1 protein-coding gene is annotated in these 4,153 nt (G+C 62.0%); it reads right to left on the reverse strand.

Annotated elements, in window-relative coordinates; all coding sequences use genetic code 11:
• Positions 1–725: 725 nt before the first annotated feature.
• Positions 726–3,848: a DISARM system SNF2-like helicase DrmD gene (gene drmD, locus QM590_RS25655; RefSeq protein ID WP_269596870.1), complete on the reverse strand. Its 3,123-nt coding sequence runs from the start codon at positions 3,846–3,848 to the stop codon at positions 726–728.
• Between the last annotated feature and the right edge of the window lie 305 nt (positions 3,849–4,153).

Here is a 4,153-nt window from a genome sequence, read left to right on the forward strand (position 1 = left end):
CACACGCGGCCTGAATCACTCAACCCCACGAGTCAACTGAACTCGGGGCAGTCCCGGTTCCTCACCCCACACACTCGAATCCCATACGGACGCGCCCACGGTGCCGCCGATCGGCGCCCATACCACCGCCCACCAACGTCCGTCGGTTACCAACCCTATTGGTACATCTCTTGCGCGAAGAACTACCGCCAACCGCTCGACAGGACTAGCCGACCATCCGTCGGTGTTTGTCCGCTGCAGAGGGTGGGTCCCCCATGGGGTAATTGAACCAAGCATTCGCCACGGTCCGGCAGTGGGCTGGGGGGTGAGCTCTTCTTCATCGTTCTGAAGCGAAATCGTCTCGCCCTCAGAGGTTTCAGCGGCAGGCAGGTCTGCGTAAAAGCCGAAGTCCGGTGCGAGTAGCACACCGTGTTCGCCTACTGGCTCGGCCATCGATGAGGGAACTTGGTCTTCCCAGCGCAGACGAGCCCCCCAGTCCAGAGCCTCGACGAGCACCGTCTGGATCGCGCTGCGGCGGCTCGAACCACCGTCGGCCAACGCTTGGGCAGCTGCGGCTCGCACCACCTGGCGTGATGTTTGTGCAACTACGGGAATACCTGTCGGCCAGACACGGTCGACCACGGGCAAGGTCAGAGATGGCCCCGACGTCTGCAGAAGTTCAAGCCATGAATGACGATGTCGTGCCGCTTCTCCAGCGGCGTAGGTGCGGCGACGTCGTCGGCTCATCAGTTGTTTCCTTCCGGGACGGCGAGAACCACGGCAAACGGGAACACCAGTTCCTTCACGTCCCCGTAGCGTTGATTGAGCAAGTCCACTTCGCGATCGCGATCCTCTTCGAGGGCGTCAAGCCGCTGCTGCCACGCTTGGCGATCGCGCTCGAATTGTTGCTGCTCCGTCTTGTCTAGGTCATCGAATGCCAGTTGGACTGCGCCGTCATTCGCGAGTGCCGTCTGTAGGGTTGCGCGGAGCTGATCGTAAACCGCACGAGTATGTTGGGTAGCTCTGCTGAGCTGTCCAGCCAGATCGCTTGCGCGGGCGTCTTTCTGGGCGGTGGCGCGCAGGCGTAGATCCTCGACCAGGCGTGGGGTGAGTTCGTCCCACCGCTGCGCAAGCCGGTTTCGGGCGTTTAACGGCGCTGGCGTGCAGGCGTCAGGTTCGAGAGCCGCCTCTACTGACGTCCGGAGTTCGCTGTAGCTAGCCTTTTGAAGGTCCATCCGCCTGGTCGGTCCCTTGTCCGGCAGCTCTCGGCCGGCCAGCACAATCTCTTCGTGCAAGCGGCCTCCGTCGGCACCCACCACCACCAGACGGGCAAGCACCATCACGACGGGTCCGCGTAGAGACAGACTGTCGGGTGGTGAAAAGCGGACCGCTGTGACGCGATACAAATCAGTGCGACCGCCCCAGACCGCACTACGAAGCAGTCGAGTCGATTGAGCGACGAGGGGGTGTCCCAGGTGGGCGAGAACGACGTCGTCGCGTCCACGGGCGACGTCAGCATCGAAGGTCAATGTCCGCAGCTCACCAGACAGCGGGTCTGGCAGACCGGTAAGTGTGCGTTCCCATCCACTACGCAGCTCCGGCGGCTCTACCTCGCCCACCCGGCGATCGGCGAGCGGCGGCTGCTGAGCAAGTGATAGAGCGGTGTCGACGACACGTCGAACATTGTCGGGAGCTACGTGAAGTCGTGCCACGGACTGATCGAGCTGAGCCCGCAAGCGTTCGGCTTGGGCCCGAAGTCCTTGCTCAGCCTTGAGTACGGTGGCGGCTGGGCTTGCCTTCACTGTCATCGGGTCAACGAGCAACGGGCGGCCCAGCATCTGAGCCTCCACAGCCCCGGCAAGCACTGGATTGACGCTACCGAGGTCGCGGCGCTCGGTGGCAACCTTGGCAGCCACACGTGAGAGGAATTCGAGATCGCCGTCGTAAGACCCTGCGACGGCCGACCGCCAAGCAGCGCCGACGAAGTGGACGACGTCGACCTCGGAGCTCTGACCATAACGATCGACTCGACCGATGCGTTGCTCGAGTCGGTTCGGGTTGAACGGGATGTCGTAATGAATCACGGTATGGCAGTGCCGTTGCAGGTCGATTCCCTCACTGGCCGCATCTGTGGCAAGCAGAAAGCGGAGCGGATCGCGGTCGGGCGAGGCTTGGAACGCATCTTTCAGGTGTTCACGCTGCTTGTCGTCCATGCCGCCATGCAGCAGACCCAGCCGCTCTCCACCGAGACCGCGGGCATCAAGAATGCCTGCCAACCACACTTGGGTGTCCCGGTATTCAGTAAATACGATTACTCGAGTCTCGCTTCCAGGAGGACACAGGCGTCGCAGCTCGTTGACCAGTACGTCGGCCTTACTATCAGCCGGCTCCGCTCGGCGTTGCGCCCACTTGTGGAGTTCCTCGAGTACCTTCGCCTGTGCTGCGTTCAACTCGCCCGTGGTGGCCGCGGCACGTGCCAATACGTCGGCTTCGGCTTCGTCGGGATCGGGCTCGTCTTCCCAGCTCAACGCATCGGTCAACCACTCAGGAACATTATCCTCGATAACCGGAGCGCCAGCTCGCGCCACGGTAGCGCGATGTGCATCCAACGTCCGAGCGAATGCCGCCGGGGATGAGAACATCCGTTTCTTCAGCAGGAGACTTATCAGGTCGCCGGCACGGACTGCGGAGCCTCCTGGGACATTTCGCCTCGACTCGGTGTACGTCGATAGCAATTCATGGCCTGTCTGCTCGTCGGCGGTGTACGCGACTTCGAGCGCCCGAGCATGGCGACCAGGAAAACGAGGCGAGCCGTCGGGAAGCGTTAAATCGTCCTTAAGCCGACGAACCATGACCTGCTGGACAACTTCCGGTCTCGGCTCCACACCGCGGGCGAACCGCCGAGGGTCCAACAGCTCCAGCAACGCTTGCCAAGACTCGGAGTATCCATTGTGGGGGGTTGCCGATAAGAACATTCGATGTTGCGCGAAGTCACCCAGGCGCCGGACCGCGCGTGTCTGCAAGCTGTCCAGCGCGTACTTCCTACCTTTTCCGGGAGCCGGAGGCGCGCAATGGTGCGCCTCGTCGACTACAAGGATGTCAAAGAACCCAGGGTGGCGAGCGCTGTCGACCAAGACCTCGTCCAGCAACCGCTGTACGCGAGGCGTACGCAACCAGGGCAGGCTCACAATTGTGCGAGGAAAGACGGAGAATGGGTTGGCTTCCAGACCGTGACTTCGCCGAAGTGTCTTCAAGGCTTCAGCGTTCAGTACGGTGAAGTCGAGACCAAACTTTTCTGCCAGCTCATCCCGCCACTTTCCGGTAAGAGGAGCCGGGCAAACGACGATCACACGGCGAGCTCTGTTGCGCAGCAACATCTCTTGCATAACCAAGCCGGCCTCGATGGTTTTGCCGAGCCCCACGTCGTCGGCGATAAGGAGTGCTACGCGCGGCATGCCGAGAGCCTTCGCCACCGGCTCGAGCTGGTAGTCCTCGATGGTGATGCCCGACCTGAACGGGGCCTGCAGAGTGTCATCGTCAGCGCTTGCCACGGTTCCCCAGCGCACTGCATCGAGGAATGCGCCAAGGGTCTGTGGATCGTCCCAGCCCGACTCTGTAACGGCAGGAAGCCGTGTTTCTGGGAGCATTTCGCGGCCGGGCTCGATCTCCCAAGCGACGGTCAGCTCGTCACCCAAGTCGTCGTCGCTGACCGAACTGAGGGTGACGAGCGTTCGTCCGGGGGGTTCGGTCGCCAGCTCGTCACGCGGCTGCGTGCTCACGCTGCGGCGATTAACGACCCACTGCTGGCCGCGGACCCGTACCAGCTGGCCGACGTCTGGTGCGGTGTCTCCTGCGGCTATCGCTGTCATTGCCTGACTGTAGCTAATCGGTACTGGAGTCCGGGGCGGGACCGAACGGCTTCTGGTCGGAATCGGTTTTGCGCGTCTTGCGAGTCAGTCGGTTTCGTCCGGGAGTTCCTCTATCTCGCCAATTTCGAAGCGATCGGAGGTTTCCTCGGCGTCACCACCCACATCGCGAGGGACGTCCTTGCCCATAGCTTTCTCCACCAAATCGCACATTCGAGATCTTCGTTGTATGAAGAAGGATTCGAAGTCATCGTGGCAGGTCCCCGATAGTCGGGCCACCGTGTTCTAGAGCCACGGTGTGATTGATT

Source organism: Rhodococcus sp. IEGM 1372 (genome assembly GCF_030056835.1).
In the GTDB taxonomy this organism is placed as follows: Bacteria; Actinomycetota; Actinomycetes; order Mycobacteriales; family Mycobacteriaceae; genus Rhodococcoides.

Excerpts from the sequence above, each read along its gene's own strand:
- drmD (WP_269596870.1), bottom strand. The coding sequence starts at position 3,848 with ATGACAGCGATAGCCGCAGGAGACACCGCACCAGACGTCGGCCAGCTG.